Here is an 18,370-nt window from a genome sequence, read left to right as displayed (position 1 = left end):
ATAAGAAGGAGGTGAGAAAATATGATGGAACCGGGAACGGAAAGAGAGCTAGATTATACCGAAAGACTCTTTAAAAAGATGCCAGGATGGGCTGTTACTGCGACACTTTTTATTGGAAGAACGCTAATACGCGTAGGTCGAGCTGGGAAAAAATTATGGAATAAACGGAAAGAGAATCAACAACGAGCTTTTCTTACTCAACTATGTGAAGGAAAAAACGGTAGTGAAATAGAAAAAATAATAAAAGCAGATCCTAAACTAGCTAAATTAATCGAACCGAAAAAGAGAGGGTTGATTGGGCGAATAATTGATAAAGTGAGAGGTATTACGCCAGAAGCTAGGCAAAATAAATGGAAAGATAAACTACTTCAACAACCACTTCATAAATTTGATAAGAACCTATTAAAACCACTCATGAATGAGAATGAGGTCATTCGCGATAAAGTCCTAAGTGAGAACAGATTCTTGGGTTCGATTGATCCAAATGCAAGAAAAGTTTATCAAGCCACTCTAAAAGATACAACTAATCAGAGAGCTTTCGTTACGCAACTATGTGCAGGGAATCCAGCGGTAGTAGAGGCACTAAAAAACCAAAACTCTCCATTACTTAAATTAAACGGTCCGAAAAAAAGAGGCTGGGTTGGGCGAATGATTGATAAAGCGAGAGGTATTACGCCAGAAGCTAGGCAAAGAGAATTGCTCCAACGACCACTAAAAACATTTAATAAGTTAGCATTAGAAGACCTCATAACTAGAGATACTACTAAGGTAATTGAAGATCGAGTCAATAGTCATATCAAATTCAAGAGTTCGATTGATCCAGTTTCAAGAGTAGAGTATAAAAATCATTTAATAGATGCAAAGATACAGGCTCAAAATGCTAAAAAGGGAGTGAACGCACTTGACGTCGGTAATACCATGTCTCGTAAAGGAGAACTAAGTAAGCTTACAGATCTTACGAAACATGCAATACCAAAGGCTGCAAGACTAACTGCAGAAAACCAACGAACAATCGGCGGCAATACACTAACGAAAGGTTTACAGGGACAGCTTTTGCAAGCACCTGTAAGGTAAAAGATTAGCATTCTAAGATAACTTAAAATTAACCCATGAAGTCACAGCTTTTCATTGACTTCATGGGTCTTATTTTTATTTGAAAAATCAATGGATCTCTAAACATAAGACAACAGAATACTGCAAAGTAAGCCCAATGCATAACTACTGTTGAACAAGATCATATTTTTGATGGCATAGCTAAAACTGATGGGGTGAGGCAAGGATTGTTTGAATTGTTGCAAGTTACGATAGATCGTTGGTAATGTGAGAAAAGTCAACAAGATTGGCCACTGGTAGACATGGCTCAATAGTCCAATCAAGACAACTAGATAACAAGCATACATCAATAACTGGAACAACAATTGTCCAATGGGACGCCCAATATAAAAAACTAAAGTATAGCGATGATTTTCGATATCTCTTTCTAAGTCCCGTAGGTTATTAGCTAACATGATATTGGCAATCGTAAAAACCAAGGGGAGTGAAGCTAGGATGATCGTCAGGATACTCCAAATGTTTCCTTCTAAACGGAAGGTTCCTGTCTGAAAAGAAAGAATCAGATCAAATACTTTCGTACTGTAAGTATTGATGTAAATGACCATGGCAAAAATTCCCAACCCCATTGTTACACCGCTGAAAATTTCCCCTAAAGGCATTCGTGATAAGGGAATGGGCCCAAAGGTATAAAAAATGCCAATGAAGCAACAAGTAGCGCCCATCAATAATAATAAAATCCCAGTTCTAGCGGTTAGGATTACACCAATCAGTAAGACAAAGAAAATCATTCCTAGGATCATTTTTTGGATCAGTTTTGGTGAGATGCCAGTTCGTCCAATTACGTTTTCTTGGTATTTATAAGTTTTCGAATGGGCTTTTTGGTAGTCCATATAGTTGTTGATTGCTGTTGTTGCTAAATCAAAAACCAACATACCAATAAAAAACAACCCTGTATTAAGCCAATGTATTTCATGAAAAAAAGCGATAGAGAATAAAACCCCTATCGCAAAAGGAAATACACTAGCCACCTTTGTTCGTAGTTCTACTACTTCTAAAAAGATCTTTAGTGTCATAGTTCATACTCCTTATTTCAATTCAGAACGATTGCCCATCGTATATTTAGAATCTTTGTCCAAAACGAAAGTATCTTTGATCGGATCGGTCACGTATACTTTGTTTTCTTTGGTAACAAAAATGGCTTCCGTTCCATCATTCAGTTCACTTTCGACGTATTCCAATCCTTTTTTCACACCCATTGAAAAGACAGCTGTCGACAAGCCATCACCATCAATTGATTTATCTGTGATGATTGTAACACTAGCAATATCATTATCAAAAGGATAACCAGTATCTGGATCAAATAGATGATGATATTTTTTACCATCTACTTCTAAATAACGCTCATAGATGCCAGAAGTCACTAATGTTTTGTTCCGTTCTTTGATCGTCCCTAAAACAGAACCACGTGCTAGATTCGGATCTTGGATACCAACTGTCCAGTCTTGATCTTCACCACGTGGGCTATGACCTAAAACATAGACATTTCCACCTAAGTCAACGATAGCAGTCGTTACACCTTGCTGTTTTAACACTTTGACAACTTCATCTGTGATATAGCCTTTAGCAATGGCTCCAAGATCGATGATCATGCCTTTTTCTTTCAGATAAACAGTTTTGTCTTTATCGTTCAGCTCAATTTTATGGTAATCAACCAGCTTTAATGCTTGATCGATTTCTTCTTGGGCCGGTTTTCTCGCATCGTCAAACCCAATACGCCATAATTGAGTAATAGCACCGATTGCCATGTCAAAACCACCTTGTGAATCTTGACTATATTCATAAGCACGTTTTAGTAACGTGTAGATATCATCAGAAACCTTTACTGGCTTGATACCCGCTTGTTGGTTCACTGCGTCGATTTCGGAACCCTCCTGATTGATCGTGATTTTATCACCTAGTTCTTTGACTCGAGCAAAGGCAGGTTTTAATGCTGCTTCTTTGCCTTCATCATAGATTCGAATCCGAACATAAGTCCCTAATAAGAACTGTTCATCAGAATAAGGTTCTTGTAAAATTTTGGTGGTCGTTTTGCTCTCAGAGGTCGTTTGTTTCGTCGCTGTGCTGCAAGCTGCTAACGTGAACAAACTTAAAAAGGCTACGAAAGAGAGTAATCGTTTCTTTAACATGTGTTTCCTCATTTCATTAGTGGAAGGGACGGTTGCTGAGAAATCAAAAAGTGTACTTTGAGAAATAAGCCGAAACATCACAAAAATTTTTCAAAGAAAAATTTTGGATATCTCGGCTTGGATCTCAAAGAAACAACTTGTGCAATCGTCTCTTCCACGGATAATTATAGAAAATTTATTTTGTTACGATATTGTCAACTTGAATTGTTTGAGTGTCGCCTTTTTCAGCAGCATTCACTAATTGTTGTGCATACATTACAAATGAATGTGAGCTGTGAGTCGCACCAGTGACAACTTCAACATCTGCAGGTGAACCATCTTCTTCGCCCATCGCTTTGACAAGTTCATCATTCAATTCAGGAATGTATGTCTCTGGAGAAGTACCACTTTTTGCTTTCATATTTTTGTTGTAGTCTGCATCGTCTTGTTTTGAGTTGCCGTCTTTGTCGACATAGTCAAATTTAGATTCAGATACTTTACCATCAGCGACTGTCATTTCAAATTGGACACGGTAACCATTAGAATAGTTTTTCTCTTCTAATTTGTATGTGCCATCTTGAAGATCTGCACCGTTATTGATTTCAATTGTATCAGTATTACCAGCTTGAGCAGCTTGGATCAATTGTTGTGCATAGTTTTGGAAGCTTTCTGAAGAATGAGTTGCACCAGTAACAACTTCAACTCCACTTGCGCTTTGTGCTTCGACTAATTGTTCATTCAATTGTGGAATGAATTTTTCTGGGCTAGTACCAGCTTTTGCTTCCATGTTTTTGTTGTATTCTGTATCTTTGGTTTTAGACTCGCCATTTTCGTTGATGTTGTCATATTTAGATTCAGTGATTTTGCCATCTTTGACAACCATTTCGAAGACTGCACGATAACCGTTAGAGTAATTTTTTTCTTCTAATTTATAAGTACCATCTTGTAACTCGCCGCCAGCAACGATTTGTGCTGAGCTTTCAGTTGTTTTTGTTTCTGATGTCTTAGCAGTTGAAGCTTCTGTTGAGCTGTTAGAGCTTCCGTTATCATCCGCACCACAAGCACCTAACATTAAAGCTGAAAAAGCTAATACAGCAAATCCAGTAATAAAACGTTTTTTCTTCATTTTACTCCCACCGTTTCCTTTTTTAGTACACAATATTCTTTGTGATTCATTATACATTCTAATGAAAATCAGCCATAAGTCAACCGTTTTCGTCAAATAACTAGTGTAATCTTTAAACCGTTTTCTTTCTGTAAATTTCGTGAAAAAGAGCTTAACCACAAATTTTTAAAAATAATGAAAATGAGTTAGACAAAAGGGAATAACATCTATATAATGTATAAAGATTGTGTAATAGGTAGCAAACTAATACAAATGTTAATCATTTCAAATAAAGGATTACCAATAAGGAGCGGATGAACAATGACAAAGCAAAATATTGTCGTTGTGGGTGCAGGTTATGCCGGGGTATCAGCAACAAAATACTTGGCAAAAAAACTTAAAAAAGAAGATGTGACAATCACTTTGATTGATCGTCATTCGTACCACACGATGATGACAGAATTACACGAAGTTGCAGGTGGACGGGTTGAACCAGAAGCAATCCAATATGATCTACAGCACTTGTTTGCTCGACAAAAAAATGTTCAATTAGTGACAGATACGGTCACTGGTATCGATAAAGAACAAAAAGTTGTGAAAACAAAATTAGGCACTTACCCATTCGATCAGTTGATCTTGGGAATGGGGGGAGAACCAAATGACTTTGGGACTCCTGGAGTAAAAGAAAACGGCTTTACCTTATGGTCATTTGAAGATTCAGTTAAAATACGTGAACACATTGAACGTACCGTGGCAAAAGCAGCTTTAGAACCTAACGATGCGTTACGTAAAGCAATGCTGACGTTTGTGGTCTGTGGTTCAGGATTCACCGGAATCGAAATGATTGGTGAATTGATTGATTGGAAAAACCGTTTGGCAAAAGACTACAAATTAGACCCAAGTGAAATTACACTGATGGTTGTAGAAGCAATGCCGACGATTTTAAATATGCTGGATCGTAATGATGCAGCCAAAGCAGAGCGCTATTTAAAGAAACATAAAGTAGAACTACTATTGAATGCACCAATCGTGGAAGTAGCGAAAGACCATATCAAGTTAAAAGATGGTCGTCAGATTCCTACCCACACATTGATCTGGACAGCTGGTGTCAAAGGAACTTCTGATGCTGCTGATTTCGGCTTAGAGTCCGCTCGTGGTCAACGTTTGGTAGCGAATGAATATATGCAGGCAAAAGGATATGAAGATAAAAACATCTATATTATCGGAGACTTGGTTTTCTATGAAGAATTTCCTGGAACACCAACGCCACAAATCGTTCAAGCGGCTGAACAAACAGGTCATACAGCAGCAGCCAATATCGTAGCTGCCATCAAAGGCGGCGAAAAGCATAAGTTTAAAGGAAACTATCAAGGTTTCATGGTATCGATCGGTGCCAAATGGGGCGTTGCCAATTTATTTGATAAGATCCATTTAAGTGGTTTCTTAGCAATTGTGATGAAACACATCGTCAATTTGAAATATTTCTTTGATATTCGTTCTGGCTATTATATGTTCCAATACATGATGCACGAATTCTTCCATATCAAAGACGATCGTAATGTGACACGTGGCCATTCTTCCCGTTATGGAAATGTCTTATGGAGTGTGCCTTTACGAGTGTTCTATGGTCTGGTTTGGTTTATCGAAGCCTTCAAAAAAATTGTTGGTGATGGGCAAGTGTTGAAACCAGGTACTTGGTTTGGTGAAGGTTCATGGTTTACAGGTAACAGCGTGTTCCCTTGGACTTGGGAATACAATGTGACCGATGTAGCAAGTGGGGCTTCCGCTGCTGGCGATGCAACAACAGCAGCTACTGGTGCAGCAACAAGTGGTGCAGGAGAAGCAGCGACACAAGCTACTCACTTTGGTCTAAGTTATGCTTATGGTGAACAGCCTATGGCCGTGATTGAAAAATCACCAGACTGGTTCACAAAAATGATGCAAGTGATCATGCCAAACAATGATGTAGCAATGTTTTTCCAAAAATTCATGGTATTCTTTGAAATTGCTTTAGCACTCGCTTTGATTGCTGGTTTATTTACCTGGTTATGTAGTGCAACGACCATTGTTTTAGTGATTACTTTCTGTCTATCTGGAATGTTCTACTGGGTAAACATCTGGTTTATCTTTGTTGCTTTTGCATTGATGAACGGTTCAGGTCGTGCAATTGGTCTTGATCGCTGGGTGATTCCATGGTTACAAAAAACACTAGGCAATTGGTGGTATGGGAGATCTAAATCCCGATATGGATCAAAATAAAAAATTAGCCTAGAGCTTAAACTGAACAATTTGAGAATAATGGCTGATTGAAGAAAGTTCTAGGGAAACCTAGGACTTTCTTTTGTTTCATGCTAAAATTGGAGAACAGTTCAGCAAGAGGAGGCGTGCGAAAAGATGAAAGAATTTATCAAGAAAAGTTTGCTTAAACCTTGGGATATTTTCATTATCGTTCTTTTGATTGCTCTTTCTTTTTTACCCATCATCGTATTTAGTTATCAACAAGACAATGTAGCTCCTGATAAAGAAGCTGTACTCCGCGTTGATGGTGATGAAATCAAAACCTTCCCATTAGTAGCTGGGAGTAAAAAATATACGTATACTTATGAAGATCCACATGGTGATTATAATTTAATCGAAGTTGATGGCGACAAGATACGCATAAAGGAAGCAGATTGTGGCGATCAGATTTGTGTGAGACGAGGGTGGGCTTCTAAGAATGGCGAAACGATTGTTTGCTTGCCTCATAAATTAGTGATCGAGGTTCGGTCAACAGATGGGAGTGACAAAGATGGTCTGATCTATTAGGCTATCCACACCATGACAAAATTACAAAAAATGATTTATATATCTTTACTAGTGGCGCAAGGAGTCATCATTGGATTAATTGAGAACATGATCCCATATCCTTTTTCATTTGCTCCTGGAGCAAAGTTAGGACTTGCTAATTTGATTACCATTGTAGCGATTTTTACGATGAAAAAACGGGATAGTTTTTTATTGTTATGGCTTCGCCTATTTTTAACAACTTTGTTAGGTGGGACGATCTCTACCTTTCTTTATAGTATGAGCGGCGCGTTACTCAGCTATGTAGGAATGCTGTTAGTGAAACAGTTAGGTCCTAAGCGAGTCAGCATTATTGGAATCAGTGCAACAGGTGGCTTTATGCATAATGTCGGACAACTAGTGATGGCTTCGTTCATTGCTCAATCATGGACAGTCATGTTATATCTGCCGATTCTATCTTTCTTAGGTATTCTGTCTGGAATTGCGATCGGGATTGCAGCCAATTATTTGTTGCAACATGTACGTACATTACAACTTTTTCAAAGAGACTATGAGAAAGAACAAAAAGAGAAATGGCAACCGCTTTTTTTGAAAAAATAATGGTTATACAAGGAGTTTTTTTATGAAGCTACATCCAATGTGGAGTGAGTATCCAACTTTGAAAAACGAATTAAACGAGACGTTGAAAAAGATGGAAGATGTTGTCCGCTTAAAGAACAAGCCAGTCGAACAAGCAATCAAAGAGACGATTCATGCGGGAGGTAAACTGCTAAGACCTGCCTATCAATTGCTCTTTTCTCAATTTGGTCCAGAACAAGATCGTGAAAAGGCGATTGCGCTAGCTGCTTCGATCGAAATGCTTCATACCGCTACATTGATCCATGATGATATCGTTGATGAGGCAGATGTTCGACGTGGTCAGCCTAATTTACGTGGTCGATTTGGGAATACGGTAGCCGTTTATGCAGGAGACTATTTATTTGTTTGCTGTTTCAAATTACTTTCAAATTATTCTAATTCGCTAAAGAGCTTACAATCTAATTCTCGGAGTATGGAAAAAGTATTAGATGGTGAGCTTGGACAAATGGACGACCGTTACAATTATCATTTAACTGTGCCGGAGTATTTAGAAAACATCTCAGGGAAAACGGCCGAACTCTTTCAATTAAGTTGTTCAGTCGGAGCTTATGAAAGTGGAATGAATGAACGGTTTGCTCGAAAAGCAGGTTCAATCGGTTTAGCTGTCGGGATGGCGTTTCAGATCATTGACGATATCCTGGATTACACGAAAGATGCGGTCGATATCGGTAAACCAGTATTAGAAGATATGCGTCAAGGCGTGTATTCTCTACCATTGATTTACGCATTACAAACAGATAAAAAAGCAGAATTGATTGCATACTTGGATAAAAAAACTGAGTTGACACAAGAGGAAGCAGAAAGTGTTCGTCAGATTGTCAGAGAAGTCAATGGTGTGACAAAAGCCAAAAAATTAGCGGAAGATTACACAAAAAAAGCCTTAAAGGAAATTAGTAAGCTCCCTGATACAGCCTTTGATACACGTGAGATTCTTTTGTCAGTTACTGAGTTGATTTTAGATAGGGAAAATTAAAGAAAAATACCATAAATCAGCCGCTACAATGGCATATTCTATTTCAAGAATCAAGAAGTAAAAAGAGTAGGCATGTAATGGTTGAACTTGAGAACCTTATTGTTGAGGAATTGCTTCTTGAACGCCGTTTATTCGTTTTTAGATATACCAGAAGAGATTGAGGAAAGTTTTGGCTCAGTCTCTTTTTTATTTTAGAAAAATATTGGATCTATTTCAATCACTTTACTTCTTTATTTGGAAGATCGGTCTAAAGTTTATTCTTTAATTTTACCAATTTTTTTTATTTTTAGAAAAAATAGTTGTCAAAGAGTATTGAGAAGAAAGTATGCTAATAATAGATGCCAGTGAAATCAGAGGACTTTCCTGTTGCAGTCTGAAATTTACTTAACTTTAGGCATGTACTTATAAGTGAGACTTTGTATACACAGAAAGTCGCTATCTGTATAAAAGGAGGGATCAGACTATAGGTTACAATCTTTAACTGACTATTCGTAGTTTTGGGGGAAACGACGAATAGAATTTTAAATAACATTCAGCCGGTTTTCTATTTGGGAAATCGGTTTTTTTATAACTGGATGACAAATCTAAAAGATAAGAGTGAAAAAAAGAAATTTTAACGTGTATTATTCATTAAAACAACTATTTTGCGAAACAATCTTTCCTAATTTTGAAAATAATTGTTCTGGACCAAGACTAAAAATATGTTATATTCACTAGTGAAGAAATACAATTAGAAAGGAAGATGTTGAGTGGAAAAACGATTAACAACGGATTTAACCAGAGTAGATGTAAATAAGATTTTAACCCGAATGATCAGTAAAAAAAATCATTTCTCATTTGAAGATATTGAAAAAGAATGTCAAAAACCGTTAACCACGGCGGATAAATTTCTAATTAGGACACTTGTTGTCAAAAAATTTAAGCTGAATGTAGAATATCTTTCATCTAATCAGTTAAAATTTTATCGTGTAAACAAAGAAGCGTGTTTGTAAGTCCTTTTTGTACATAATAAAATTAAAAATGTTGCAATACCATACAAAATAACACAGACCTTAAAGAATAAGGTAAGATAGAACCAGAAAGAGAAAAGGAGGAGAGCTGGGAAAGAAAAAGTGTTGTTGTGTATGGATCAAGAAGTAGCATGTTTGATTGAACAAGATTTTGGGGAAATCCGTTTAATGAAACATTATATATTGGGGAAGCGACAAATAGTAAGTAGAAGTCATACTTATATGACAGAATAGCATCAGAAAAACAAACCTTTTATAGGTGGAAGTTTGTCTGTGGCTTTTGATTGAAACATTCGATACATCAGATCAATGATATTGCAGTTGTATAAAAAAGCACATAGAGGTTTAAAAATTGTGTAGCATTTTTGTTATGAACAGCAATAGCACATAGAATAACAACTTCATTTTACAACTCGCTAAATGAAGGGGCTATGAAGTATTCTGCGAGATCACATAAAAAAGGAACCACCATTGATGAAGAAAGGGATGGGCATTTTTGCCCATCCCTTTCTTTTTGACTTACTCAATGGAGGTTAAACTAATTTCGCCAGAAAAAAGAGTGAGGGCTTGATCCCCTACTTGCACGATCAACTCTCCATGTTCTCCGATTTCTTTAGCAATCCCAGTATAATGCTGCCCTTTCTGGGTGAACTGTACTTTTTTTCCAAGAACGAAAGACTTTTCACGATAAAGTGTTAAGTATTCGTCTGTGGGTTCTGAAAGATAGTGAAAGAAATTTTTCCAAATTTGACTAATCAATTGATTCCGTGTGATGGATTTCTGACCATCAGGGAAAAGAGACGTTGCTTTCTTTTGAATGGCTTCAGGAAACTGTTTTTGCGGGATGGAGAAATTTAGACCAATGCCAATAATGATCGAACTGATCCCGCCAGTTTCCATGTCACTGATTGCTTCAGATAAAATCCCGCTAATTTTTTTTCCATTTAAATAAAGATCATTGACCCATTTGATCGAAGGATCTTTTTTAGTCAATTCTTGAATGGCTTTCACGCATGCACTTGCTGCAATAACTGTATATTGGGGCAATTCATCAAATCGTTGATTGGGATGGATCAATAAGCTCATATAAATGCCTTGTCCAGGGGCTGCAAAAAAAGGACGTCCAAATCGGCCGTGTGCCTGTTCTTGGGTATCGGCGATAAAAAGAGCGGGTCCGATTTCTTTGGTTGCCGCAAGCTTAGCATCTTTCATCGTAGATTCTGATCGTTCTTGTACCGACACCGTCAAATCTGGTATCCAAGGTTCTAATGCTTGGCGAATTTCTTGGGCATCTAACACATCAGAAGGAAGATAACGGTATCCCTTAGCTTGATGCTCAAAATGATAACCTGTTTTTTCTAATTCTTTGATTGCTTTCCAAATACTGGTACGTGACACTTGTAATTGCTGTGCCATTTTTTCACCTGATAAAAAATCAGGAGATTCTTTTAATAGTTGGAGTACTTTATCTTTTGTCGTCATCCATTGCAACTCCTTTCATGTAGTATTGTATCAATAAGAAAGCAGAAAACAAATGAGAAATTTGTCAGTTGTTATGGAAGTGACAACAGATGATTGCTAACTTAAAAGTACTTGGTCGTCTTTCAATGCAGCGCCACTATTTTGTTTGAACATTTCTAGTAGCTGAGGGACAGTCAAATGTTTTTTTTCTGCCTGTTGGATATCCACGACGATTTGCCCTTGGTGTAGCATGATCAATCGATTTCCGTAGCGGATGGCATCTTCCATATCATGGGTGACCATGAAAGCCGTCAAGTGCTGTTCGCTAATTAATTTGTCCGTGAGTTCCATCACCGTTTTTGAAGTTGCCGGGTCGAGGGCTGCAGTATGTTCGTCTAATAAAATCAATTCAGGACGTTGTAAAGTAGCCATTAATAACGTGATCGCTTGACGCTGTCCTCCAGAAAGCAAGCCGATTTCAGTGGTCAAACGATTTTCTAACCCAAGATTCAAGCGTGCGAGATGTTCCTTGAAAAAAGAACGATCTTGTGGCTTGACGCCACGGAAAAAGCCTCGTTTTTTGCCACGTTTCATTGCTAGTGCTAAATTTTCTTCCACCGTCAATCGGACAGCAGTGCCTAATTTAGGGTCTTGAAAGACACGACTGATTTCTTTTGAGCGAGCAACCACTGACTTTTTGGTGATATCTTTGCCATTCAATAAAATCTTCCCTTGATCCACTGGAAAAGAACCAGCAATACTGTTCAATAGTGTCGATTTACCTGCACCATTTCCGCCAATAATTGTTACGAAATCACCTTGTTTCAACGAGAGATTAACTCCTTTTAGCACATGGTTTTCATTGATGGTTCCTTTTTCAAACGTATGGTGGATAGATTGAAGTGTTAAAACATCAGTCATTGATAGATCCTCCTTTTGCTTTCGTACGCTTAGGTAACTTTAATTTTTGTTGGATTTGTGGAAAAGATAAACAGATAACCAGAACAAGTGCAGAAGCTAATTTTGAATCGCTTGGTTGAACGTTCAACTCAAAAACTAACGCTAAGATAAAACGATAGATCACGGCGCCTAAAATAATTGTCAATAATCGAAGAAGCAATGGTTGGTTTCGAAAGAGGACTTCAGCGATGATGATTGAAGCCAAGCCAATCACGATCGTACCGATCCCAGAGTTTAAATCAGCAAAGCCATTGTTTTGTGCAAGCAACGAACCAGATAAAGCAATACAGCCATTTGAGATCATATACCCAATGATTTTCATCGTATCGGTGTTGATGCCATTTGCTTCACTCATTGCTAAATTATCGCCAGTCGCTCGAATCGCCAACCCCGTTTCTGTCCGTAAAAATAAAACAAGCAACGTGACAACGATCAATGCGACAAGTAAGCCAGCAATCAATACAGCATTTTCTTTTGAAACACCGAGTGATTCTGCCCATGTAAAGACGTTTTTTTGTCCTAACAAAGAAAGATTAGGTGCGCCCATGATTCGTGAGGTAACGGAATATAAGCCAGTCATCGTGATGATTCCAGCTAGAAGTGCCGGAATTTTAAGTTTGGTATGGAGCAATCCTGAAACTAAGCCAGCTGCTGCGCCTCCCAAGAATCCTAAGAGGCAAGCAACGATTGGGGAAAGTCCATTAGTGATACTGACGGCAGCAATCCCAGCACCTAAAGGGAAACTGCCTTCAGCTGTTAAATCAGCGATATCCAGGATACGAAAAGTCAGGAAGACACCGATTGCCAGCAGTGCCCAAAGCACGCCTTGTGAAGCAGAAGATAAAAAGATACTTATTAAATTAGTCATGATTGTCCTCCTGTAAAATTATTCAGTCTCTTTGATTGTTGTTGGATCGATCCCAAGGGCTTTTGCCATGTCTTTATTGACATATAAGGAAAGATCATCTGCTGATTCAACCGGTAATTCACTCGGTTTTTTGCCATCTAAGATCTTGGCAGCCATTTCGCCTGTTTGTCGCCCTAATTCTTCATAATCAATCCCAACAGTCGCTAAGCCACCTTCTTTGACTTGATCCACGGAACCAGCAACGATCGGTGTTTTTGTTTCTTTGGCTACTTCACCGATAACGCTAGCAGCACTGGCGAATGTATTATCCGTTGGGATGTAGATACCGTCGACATCTTTGGCTAAACTTTTTGTCACTTGTTGAACATCATTGGTGGAGTTTGCCGTCAATACTTTGACTTTTACTCCGGCTTTTTTCAATGTTTTCTCGGCTAAGTCTCCTTGGATTTTGGAATTTGCTTCCCCGTTGTTGTACATGATCCCGATCGTTTTTGCTTTTGGCACGATCTGTAATAATAGCTCAATTTGTTTTTCGATCGGTACCATATCCGTTGTACCAGTCACATTTCCACCAGGTTTGTCATTAGAAGAAACTAAGTGTGCTTTTTCTAAGTCGGTAACTGCTGTCACTGTAATAGGAATCGTAGTTGTTTCATTAAGGAGTGATTGCGCAGCTGGAGTTGCAATCCCTAATAATAAGTCGGGTTGGTCTTTCACTAATTTTTCACTCATACTTTTTAGATTGTCTTGATTGTTTTGCGCATTTTGATAGTTGATTGTTAAATTGTCGCCTTCTTTATAGCCATTTTCTGCTAGCCCTTCTTTGAACCCTTTATATGTAGCATCTAATGAATTGTGTTGAACCAGTTGTAAAACACCGATTGTTTTCGAGTCATCCGATTTTGCTGCGGAACTATTTGCAGTTCCACATCCACCAAGTGCTAGTAATAATGTTGCGCCTAATCCGATCAATAAATTTTTTTTCATTTCTTTTTCCTCCTTCAATTTTGAAAACAAAAAATCCATTTAGACAAAACGTCTAAATGGATTGAGTATCGAAAGAGTATGTAAGTAAGAAATCGTGATTACTTTGTACTTTTCGCTTAGCCACTTAACGTAATGTCTACGTGGCTTTTGCGTAATACAAAGTTCTTTAGCCATCATAGATACAAACCAGTTGTTTGGTGTTTGTATCCATAATTCATGAATACAAACCTATCTAAAGTAGCTAAAGTAAAAGTTATTCAATTGTGTCGGGATAAGTTGTATATTCGGTTTTTGCATAAATAAATCCTCCACAAATAATAAATTTTCCTAAGTATAGCGGAGATGTAAGGGGATTGTCAAGACGAACATTCAGAAAATTCTCAAAATCCGTGAATGTTTATTCGATATATTATAGTAAGAAAAGTTTAAGAAAAAATGATGAAAAGAGGAGGGAAACGCCAGGAAGTGTTGACTTTTATGAAAAAAGAGTGTAATATATGAAGTTGCAAAAACTATCTGATGAAGTAAAGGCAGAAACGAAATATTGTCCGTTTCGGCTTTATAATAAGGAAACAAAAATAGAAGCGCATGAAGAAATGGTTTCAAAAGAATGCTCTATTTTTGGTTTTTTTTTGCCTAAAAGCCGCAAAAAATGTCTATTGTTATCTAAATATAATATTTTTAATATTATTGTAACAATTGATCGGGTAGTCTTTTTGAATGACATTTTAGAGGGGTGAAGAGCTTGGCTGGACACGTAGTAAAGTACGGAAAACATCGCGAACGTAGAAGTTTCGCACGAATCAGTGAAGTGTTGGAATTACCAAATTTGATCGAAATTCAAACAGACTCTTACCAATGGTTCCTAGATGAAGGACTAAGAGAAATGTTTGAAGACATTTTGCCAATTGATGACTTCAATGGCAATCTATCTTTGGAATTTGTGGATTATGAATTGAAAGAACCTAAGTATACGGTAGCAGAAGCACGCGCACATGATGCAAATTACTCTGCACCATTACATGTAACGTTACGTCTAACAAACCGTGAGACAGGTGAAATCAAAGCGCAAGAAGTCTTCTTCGGTGATTTCCCATTAATGACTGAACAAGGAACATTCATTATCAACGGAGCAGAACGAGTAATCGTTTCTCAGTTAGTGCGTTCACCTGGTGTGTACTTCCATGGAAAAGTAGACAAAAACGGAAAAGAAGGTTTCGGTTCAACTGTGATCCCGAACCGTGGTGCATGGTTAGAAATGGAAACTGATGCAAAAGATATTTCTTACGTACGTATTGATCGTACCCGTAAGATTCCTTTGACTGTGTTAGTTCGTGCCCTAGGGTTTGGATCGGATGATACGATCTTTGAAATCTTTGGTGACAGTGAAACGTTACGTAATACAGTTGAAAAAGACTTGCACAAAAATGCAAGTGATTCAAGAACAGAAGAAGGATTAAAAGACGTTTACGAACGTCTACGTCCAGGCGAGCCTAAGACAGCCGATAGTTCTCGGAACTTATTGAATGCTCGTTTCTTCGATCCAAAACGCTACGACTTAGCCAACGTTGGTCGTTATAAAGTAAATAAAAAATTAGACTTGAAAACACGTCTATTGAACTTAACATTAGCAGAAACATTGGTTGATCCAGAAACTGGTGAAATCATCGTTGAAAAAGGAACTGTGTTGACTCACCAAGTGATGGAAACATTAGCACCTTTCATTGATAATGGATTGAATTCAGTGACTTACTATCCATCAGAAGATGGTGTTGTGACTGATCCAATGACTGTTCAAGTGATCAAAGTCTTTTCACCAAAAGATCCAGAACGTGAAGTGAATGTGATCGGTAACGGTTATCCTGAATCAGCTGTGAAAACTGTTCGTCCGGCAGACATCATCGCATCAATGAGTTATTTCTTAAACTTGATGGAAGGGATCGGCAACGTGGACGATATCGACCACTTAGGAAATCGTCGTATCCGTTCAGTCGGTGAATTACTGCAAAACCAATTCCGTATCGGATTAGCTCGGATGGAACGTGTCGTACGTGAAAGAATGTCGATCCAAGATACAGAAACTTTGACACCACAACAATTGATCAACATCCGTCCAGTGGTTGCAAGTATCAAAGAATTCTTCGGTTCTTCTCAGTTGTCTCAGTTCATGGATCAAACGAACCCACTTGGGGAATTGACACACAAACGTCGTCTTTCAGCCTTAGGACCTGGTGGTTTGACTCGTGACCGAGCTGGTTATGAAGTTCGTGACGTTCACTATTCTCACTATGGCCGTATGTGTCCGATTGAAACGCCTGAAGGACCAAATATCGGGTTGATCAATAGTTTATCTAGCTATGCGAAAGTTAATAAATTTGGATTTATCGAAACTCCTTACCGTCGTGTTGATCGTGAAACTGGTCGTGTAACGGATCAAATCGACTATCTAACAGCTGACATCGAAGACCACTACATCGTTGCCCAAGCAAATAGCCCATTAAATGAAGATGGTACTTTTGCACAAGACGTCGTTATGGCTCGTGCGCAAAGTGAAAACTTAGAAGTTTCAATCGATAAAGTCGATTATATGGACGTATCACCTAAACAAGTAGTTGCGGTAGCGACAGCATGTATTCCTTTCTTGGAAAACGATGACTCCAACCGTGCCTTGATGGGTGCCAACATGCAGCGTCAAGCAGTGCCATTGATCAATCCACAAGCACCATGGGTTGGTACTGGTATGGAATATAAATCAGCTCATGACTCAGGAGCTGCTTTGCTATGTAAACATGATGGTGTCGTTGAATTTGTGGATGCCTCTGAGATTCGTGTTCGTCGTGACAACGGTGCATTAGATAAATACGCTGTAACAAAATTCCGTCGTTCAAACTCAGGAACAAGCTACAACCAACGCCCAATCGTTCATTTAGGCGAAAAAGTTGAAAAAGGCGATACTTTAGCAGATGGACCTTCAATGGAACAAGGTGAAATGGCACTAGGACAAAACGTTTTAGTTGGTTTCATGACTTGGGAAGGTTACAACTATGAAGATGCGATCATCATGAGCCGTCGTCTTGTAAAAGATGATGTCTATACTTCGATCCACATCGAAGAATATGAATCAGAAGCTCGTGATACAAAATTAGGACCTGAAGAAATCACTCGTGAAATCCCTAACGTTGGGGAAGATGCTTTGAAAGATCTAGACGAGATGGGTATTATCCGTATCGGTGCGGAAGTCCAAGATGGTGACTTACTAGTTGGTAAAGTAACACCAAAAGGGGTAACCGAATTATCAGCTGAAGAACGTCTTTTACATGCGATCTTTGGTGAAAAAGCTCGTGAAGTCCGTGATACTTCATTACGTGTACCACACGGTGGTGGCGGGATCGTCCACGACGTAAAAATCTTTACTCGTGAAGCCGGCGATGAATTATCACCAGGCGTAAACATGCTTGTACGTGTGTATATCGTTCAAAAACGTAAAATCCATGAAGGAGATAAGATGGCCGGACGTCATGGTAATAAAGGGGTTGTATCCCGTATCATGCCGGAAGAAGATATGCCATTCTTACCAGATGGAACACCAATCGATATCATGTTGAATCCTTTAGGGGTGCCATCACGGATGAATATCGGACAAGTATTGGAATTGCATTTAGGGATGGCTGCTCGTCAGTTAGGTATCCATGTTGCAACACCAGTATTTGATGGTGCAAGTGATGAGGATGTTTGGGAAACGGTTCGTGAAGCTGGTATGGCTAGCGATGCGAAAACCATCCTTTATGACGGACGTACAGGTGAACCATTTGACGGCCGAGTGTCTGTCGGTGTCATGTACATGATCAAACTTGCTCACATGGTCGATGATAAATTGCATGCTCGTTCAATCGGACCTTACTCATTGGTTACACAACAACCATTGGGTGGTAAAGCACAATTTGGTGGACAACGTTTTGGGGAAATGGAAGTTTGGGCTTTGGAAGCTTACGGTGCCGCTTATACCTTACAAGAAATCTTGACATACAAATCAGATGATGTAGTTGGTCGTGTGAAAACTTATGAAGCGATCGTCAAAGGCGAACCAATTCCAAAACCAGGTGTACCAGAATCATTCCGAGTATTAGTAAAAGAATTACAATCACTAGGATTAGACATGCGTGTCTTGGATATCAAAGATTCTGAAATCGAACTCCGTGATATGGATGACGAAGATGATGATTTGATCACTGTAGATGCTTTGACTAAATTTGCTGAACAGCAAACAGCCAAAGAATTAGAAAAGAAAGCTGCTGAACAAGTGGAAGATGAAAGACAAGATATCATCCAAAACTTTGAAACCGCAGAAGATAACTTAGACTAATC

Annotated in this window: 15 protein-coding genes; 8 read left to right on the top strand and 7 right to left on the bottom strand. The window is 38.5% G+C overall.

Features of this window, described 5'->3' with window-relative positions:
* Positions 1 to 21 precede the first annotated feature (21 nt).
* Entirely contained in the window at positions 22 to 1,074 is a 1,053-nt protein-coding gene (locus IGJ27_RS12580; RefSeq protein ID WP_256733892.1) for a hypothetical protein, read from the top strand.
* A gap of 98 nt (positions 1,075 to 1,172) precedes the next feature.
* Here the strand turns inward: IGJ27_RS12580 and menA are convergent, their stop codons facing one another.
* The 3 genes from menA to pplA all read right to left on the bottom strand — a co-directional run bounded on the left by menA (position 1,173) and on the right by pplA (position 4,344).
* A complete protein-coding gene (gene menA / locus IGJ27_RS12575; protein ID WP_010737221.1) occupies positions 1,173 to 2,126 on the bottom strand; it encodes a 1,4-dihydroxy-2-naphthoate polyprenyltransferase in 954 nt (317 codons plus the stop codon).
* Positions 2,127 to 2,138: 12 nt separating this feature from the next.
* The gene (locus tag IGJ27_RS12570) at positions 2,139 to 3,239 is read right to left on the bottom strand and encodes an FAD:protein FMN transferase (protein WP_081128980.1); all 1,101 of its coding nucleotides are present in this window, start codon (positions 3,237 to 3,239) and stop codon (positions 2,139 to 2,141) included.
* Positions 3,240 to 3,414: 175 nt separating this feature from the next.
* Positions 3,415 to 4,344 carry an extracellular electron transfer flavoprotein PplA gene (gene pplA / locus IGJ27_RS12565; protein WP_010720695.1) on the bottom strand — a complete coding sequence of 310 codons (930 nt, stop codon included), beginning with the start codon at positions 4,342 to 4,344 and terminating at the stop codon, positions 3,415 to 3,417.
* Between the two features lie 300 nt (positions 4,345 to 4,644).
* On the opposite strand from pplA, the gene IGJ27_RS12560 reads away from it, so the two are divergent.
* The 5 genes from IGJ27_RS12560 to IGJ27_RS12540 all read left to right on the top strand — a co-directional run bounded on the left by IGJ27_RS12560 (position 4,645) and on the right by IGJ27_RS12540 (position 9,711).
* Complete coding sequence (locus IGJ27_RS12560) at positions 4,645 to 6,582, top strand: NAD(P)/FAD-dependent oxidoreductase (RefSeq protein WP_178306289.1); 1,938 nt, start codon at positions 4,645 to 4,647, stop codon at positions 6,580 to 6,582.
* Between the two features lie 135 nt (positions 6,583 to 6,717).
* The gene (locus IGJ27_RS12555; protein ID WP_010737224.1) at positions 6,718 to 7,128 is read left to right on the top strand and encodes a NusG domain II-containing protein; all 411 of its coding nucleotides are present in this window, start codon (positions 6,718 to 6,720) and stop codon (positions 7,126 to 7,128) included.
* Between the two features lie 12 nt (positions 7,129 to 7,140).
* Positions 7,141 to 7,707: a Gx transporter family protein gene (locus tag IGJ27_RS12550; RefSeq protein WP_010720692.1), complete on the top strand. Its 567-nt coding sequence runs from the start codon at positions 7,141 to 7,143 to the stop codon at positions 7,705 to 7,707.
* Positions 7,708 to 7,729: 22 nt separating this feature from the next.
* The gene (locus IGJ27_RS12545; protein WP_010737225.1) at positions 7,730 to 8,719 is read left to right on the top strand and encodes a polyprenyl synthetase family protein; all 990 of its coding nucleotides are present in this window, start codon (positions 7,730 to 7,732) and stop codon (positions 8,717 to 8,719) included.
* Positions 8,720 to 9,468: 749 nt separating this feature from the next.
* The gene (locus IGJ27_RS12540) at positions 9,469 to 9,711 is read left to right on the top strand and encodes a hypothetical protein (protein WP_178306290.1); all 243 of its coding nucleotides are present in this window, start codon (positions 9,469 to 9,471) and stop codon (positions 9,709 to 9,711) included.
* A gap of 537 nt (positions 9,712 to 10,248) precedes the next feature.
* Here the strand turns inward: IGJ27_RS12540 and birA are convergent.
* From birA to IGJ27_RS12520, 4 genes are all read right to left on the bottom strand, one after another.
* On the bottom strand, positions 10,249 to 11,211 hold the full coding sequence (gene birA, locus IGJ27_RS12535) for a bifunctional biotin--[acetyl-CoA-carboxylase] ligase/biotin operon repressor BirA (RefSeq protein ID WP_178306291.1): 963 nt from the start codon (positions 11,209 to 11,211) through the stop codon (positions 10,249 to 10,251).
* 96 nt (positions 11,212 to 11,307) lie between these two features.
* A complete protein-coding gene (locus IGJ27_RS12530) occupies positions 11,308 to 12,111 on the bottom strand; it encodes an ABC transporter ATP-binding protein (RefSeq protein ID WP_178306292.1) in 804 nt (267 codons plus the stop codon).
* Entirely contained in the window at positions 12,104 to 13,018 is a 915-nt protein-coding gene (locus IGJ27_RS12525) for an ABC transporter permease (RefSeq protein ID WP_010737229.1), read from the bottom strand. The genes IGJ27_RS12530 and IGJ27_RS12525 overlap by 8 nt, the downstream gene beginning before the upstream one ends.
* Before the next feature lie 18 nt (positions 13,019 to 13,036).
* The gene (locus IGJ27_RS12520; protein ID WP_161652204.1) at positions 13,037 to 14,005 is read right to left on the bottom strand and encodes an ABC transporter substrate-binding protein; all 969 of its coding nucleotides are present in this window, start codon (positions 14,003 to 14,005) and stop codon (positions 13,037 to 13,039) included.
* 497 nt (positions 14,006 to 14,502) lie between these two features.
* Here IGJ27_RS12520 and IGJ27_RS12515 point away from each other — a divergent pair, with 497 nt between their 5' ends.
* The gene (locus tag IGJ27_RS12515) at positions 14,503 to 14,745 is read left to right on the top strand and encodes a hypothetical protein (RefSeq protein ID WP_010720685.1); all 243 of its coding nucleotides are present in this window, start codon (positions 14,503 to 14,505) and stop codon (positions 14,743 to 14,745) included.
* Positions 14,746 to 14,750: 5 nt separating this feature from the next.
* Positions 14,751 to 18,368, top strand: a complete 3,618-nt coding sequence (gene rpoB / locus IGJ27_RS12510) for a DNA-directed RNA polymerase subunit beta (protein ID WP_010720684.1) — start codon at positions 14,751 to 14,753, stop codon at positions 18,366 to 18,368.
* Positions 18,369 to 18,370: the final 2 nt, after the last annotated feature.

Origin of the sequence: Enterococcus sp. DIV1726a (genome assembly GCF_051710985.1) — a bacterium.
Taxonomy (GTDB): domain Bacteria; phylum Bacillota; class Bacilli; order Lactobacillales; family Enterococcaceae; genus Enterococcus_B; species Enterococcus_B hirae.
The sequence above is the reverse complement of the archived record's forward strand: the minus strand, read 5'-3'. Positions and strand labels throughout refer to the sequence as shown.

Excerpts from the sequence above, each read along its gene's own strand:
- IGJ27_RS12580 (WP_256733892.1), top strand. The coding sequence starts at position 22 with ATGATGGAACCGGGAACGGAAAGAGAGCTAGATTATACCGAAAGACTC.
- menA (WP_010737221.1), bottom strand. The coding sequence starts at position 2,126 with ATGACACTAAAGATCTTTTTAGAAGTAGTAGAACTACGAACAAAGGTG.
- IGJ27_RS12570 (WP_081128980.1), bottom strand. The coding sequence starts at position 3,239 with ATGTTAAAGAAACGATTACTCTCTTTCGTAGCCTTTTTAAGTTTGTTC.
- pplA (WP_010720695.1), bottom strand. The coding sequence starts at position 4,344 with ATGAAGAAAAAACGTTTTATTACTGGATTTGCTGTATTAGCTTTTTCA.
- IGJ27_RS12560 (WP_178306289.1), top strand. The coding sequence starts at position 4,645 with ATGACAAAGCAAAATATTGTCGTTGTGGGTGCAGGTTATGCCGGGGTA.
- IGJ27_RS12555 (WP_010737224.1), top strand. The coding sequence starts at position 6,718 with ATGAAAGAATTTATCAAGAAAAGTTTGCTTAAACCTTGGGATATTTTC.
- IGJ27_RS12550 (WP_010720692.1), top strand. The coding sequence starts at position 7,141 with ATGACAAAATTACAAAAAATGATTTATATATCTTTACTAGTGGCGCAA.
- IGJ27_RS12545 (WP_010737225.1), top strand. The coding sequence starts at position 7,730 with ATGAAGCTACATCCAATGTGGAGTGAGTATCCAACTTTGAAAAACGAA.
- birA (WP_178306291.1), bottom strand. The coding sequence starts at position 11,211 with ATGACGACAAAAGATAAAGTACTCCAACTATTAAAAGAATCTCCTGAT.
- IGJ27_RS12530 (WP_178306292.1), bottom strand. The coding sequence starts at position 12,111 with ATGACTGATGTTTTAACACTTCAATCTATCCACCATACGTTTGAAAAA.
- IGJ27_RS12525 (WP_010737229.1), bottom strand. The coding sequence starts at position 13,018 with ATGACTAATTTAATAAGTATCTTTTTATCTTCTGCTTCACAAGGCGTG.
- IGJ27_RS12520 (WP_161652204.1), bottom strand. The coding sequence starts at position 14,005 with ATGAAAAAAAATTTATTGATCGGATTAGGCGCAACATTATTACTAGCA.
- IGJ27_RS12515 (WP_010720685.1), top strand. The coding sequence starts at position 14,503 with ATGAAGTTGCAAAAACTATCTGATGAAGTAAAGGCAGAAACGAAATAT.